We start from the raw sequence: 2,452 nt of genomic DNA, 5'->3' as shown, positions 1-2,452 counted from the left end.
TTCCGTGGTGTGACCGTCGACGGTTTTTTCGATGCGTCGGCCGAAGGCGTCGTATTTGTAGGATGCGGTACTCGCCGCCCGGCAGSCTTACGCCGATTAGGCGGTGCTGGCAGTCGTAGCGGTATTCGGTGACGAGTTTCTGGCCGGTACCACGGCGTTCGCGGATCAGGTTGCCGTAGGCATCGTAGTCGTAGTGGCGGTCGCCTTGCATCAGCAGACGGTTGCCTTTGACGTTGGCGAGGTTGGCCGTGCCTTCGTTGTTCTGACCCAGCAGGTTGCCCGCCGGATCGTGGGCGAAGCTTTCCGGTGTCGTGCCGCGTACGCTAATGAGCCGATCAAGTGGATCGTAATGGTAGCTGCGATTGCCTTTACGGCTATCGTCGATGCCGGCGAGGTTGCCGTTGGCGTCGTAGTTGTAGCGGCGCTGGAACAGGTTCTTGTCTCGCTGGCCGACTGTATGCGCTTGCAGGCGGCCCTGTTCGTCGTACTGGTATTGGCTGAGCAGCAGGCCTTGCTGGCGCTGTTGTTCGCGACCGGCGCTGAACTGATGGTTGGTCAGGCGTGAGCCGTTGAGATCGATGTTGCTCAGGCGTCCGCCGGACAGGTGGCGGTAGTCGAGTGTGCTGCCATCGGGTAGGCGACAATGGCTCAGCTGGCCGACGCTGTCGTACTCGTAGCGCAGGGTGCCCCAGCCTTGGTGTTCCTCGATGAGGCGGTCTTGCAGGTCGTACTTGTAGGCGAGCGGCCAGTGGCCGTCGTCGACGTTTCGCAAATGGAGGGGTTTCAATCTATATTGATTGAAAAGTGGCAGGCTGGAAAATAAAACCATCCCCTTTTGCCCGTCCTTTTGCCCTAATAATAAATCTGTCGCCTTTGTTGCAGGTGCCCTCGACGCCAAAACGTGCCGCTGTATTTAGTAATGCTAAATGAGTGATTCAGGTTGTCCTTTGTTGTTCGCCATTAATCGGAAAAAAGGCAGTTTGTTTTTCAGCGATAGAAGACAAAACTGCCAATTTTTTTCATGGTTTGCTTTCTCTATTTCAGTTGGTAGCTGAATTTCTCATCTAGTCCAAAGCTTTCATCTTGACTTTTTACTCGGTCAAGAATGGTTAAGATTTTTTTATATGCATCACCCATTCGTTCTTCTGAATGTTTTGAGTTCGTCCAAATTAACTCAACTGGACGTTCTACGTCGGTGCTGAGCAGGTCCCAAAGAGCATTGAGGTTGTTTCCATAATATTGGGTGACGGAAAAAGCAGATGCTATTCGCTTATGGAATTCTTGCTCGGATGTGATGGATAATCCATCAAGCTCAATTATCATGTTGATTTACTTCCACTTTCCAATAGGGGTGACAGTTTCGTAGTGATCGCTAGTGATGTAAAGTAGTCCGTCATCTGAGTAGAGCAATCTGGTTCCAGGCTGATTGCTTCGAGACATCGTATTGTTGAGACCGACGTCAGCTTCATACCAGGTTCGGCCAGGGGCTGATGGAAGTACGTTTGTATCATTATAGAAAACATCCCCGCCTAGCTGCCCACCAGGAACGCTATTGTTGACTGCTTTACCTTTTTTCCATCCGCTTTGTGTTGCCTGAGCTTTAGTAACGTAGTTTGGGGGAAGATCACCAGTGGCTCGCAAACTTTCGACTAAGGGGTTGGCAGCCTCAGTCGTTCTAAGGTCACGTTTCATGGCTTCGTATTTGGCGGCGTTATGAGCTGAGTTGTCATAGGCTTCTGGCTCATCACACTCTTTACTTGCTAACCCCAACGGATCCACCCACCCCGTAGGATTAGGCACGTACTGGTAGCTATTCAACCCGCCGGCAAGCTTGATCGGATCAGGCGTCAAAAACCGCCCAGTGCCCGGATTGTAGTAGCGGTGCCGGTTGTAATGTAACCCCGTCTCGGCGTCGAAATACTGACCCTGGAAGCGCAGCGGATTATCGATCTCGCTGACGTCCAGCGCAGCGAGGTTACCGTAGGCGCGGTACTTCGCTGACCACATGATCTCGCCACTGTAGTCGGTGAGTTCCTGCGGCGTGCCCAGATGATCGAGTTGGTAGTAAAACGGCGTGGCTTTGCGCGGACCTTCGCCATCGAGCATCGCCAATGGACGGAAGCTACCGGGCTCATAGATGTAGCTGCGGTAGCGGTTGTCGGCGCTTTCCGCGATCAGTCGTTCGCCTTGCCACAAGAACTCGGTAGTGTGGCCATCAACGGTTTTTTCGATGCGTCGGCCGAAAGCGTCGTATTTGTAGGACGCGGTGCTCCCACCCGGCAGGCTTACGCCGATTAGGCGGTGCTGGCAGTCGTAGCGGTATTCGGTGACGAGTTTCTGGCCGGTACCACGGCGTTCGCGGATCAGGTTGCCGTAGGCATCGTAGTCGTAATGGCGGTCGCCTTGCATCAGCAGACGGTTGCCTTTGACGTTGGCGAGGTTGGCTGTTCCT

General features: G+C 53.6%; 2 protein-coding genes and 1 pseudogene. All 3 read right to left on the bottom strand.

What is annotated here, in order from left to right; translation table 11 throughout:
* Positions 1–772 (bottom strand): annotated as a pseudogene (locus HT737_RS05220) (RHS repeat domain-containing protein); the annotation flags it as partial.
* A 263-nt stretch (positions 773–1,035) separates the two neighbouring features.
* Positions 1,036–1,323 carry a barstar family protein gene (locus HT737_RS05215; protein ID WP_095668853.1) on the bottom strand — a complete coding sequence of 96 codons (288 nt, stop codon included), beginning with the start codon at positions 1,321–1,323 and terminating at the stop codon, positions 1,036–1,038.
* 6 nt (positions 1,324–1,329) lie between these two features.
* Positions 1,330–2,452 (bottom strand): RHS repeat-associated core domain-containing protein (locus HT737_RS05210; RefSeq protein WP_182401738.1); only part of this gene is annotated, 1,123 nt, incomplete at its 5' end.

Origin of the sequence: Pseudomonas sp. MD195_PC81_125, from assembly GCF_014060985.1 — a bacterium.
GTDB classification, from domain to species: Bacteria; Pseudomonadota; Gammaproteobacteria; order Pseudomonadales; family Pseudomonadaceae; genus Aquipseudomonas; species Aquipseudomonas parakoreensis.
Note: the sequence above shows the minus strand (reverse complement) of the source record. Positions and strands in the feature narration are given on the sequence as shown.

Excerpts from the sequence above, each read along its gene's own strand:
- HT737_RS05215 (WP_095668853.1), bottom strand. The coding sequence starts at position 1,323 with ATGATAATTGAGCTTGATGGATTATCCATCACATCCGAGCAAGAATTC.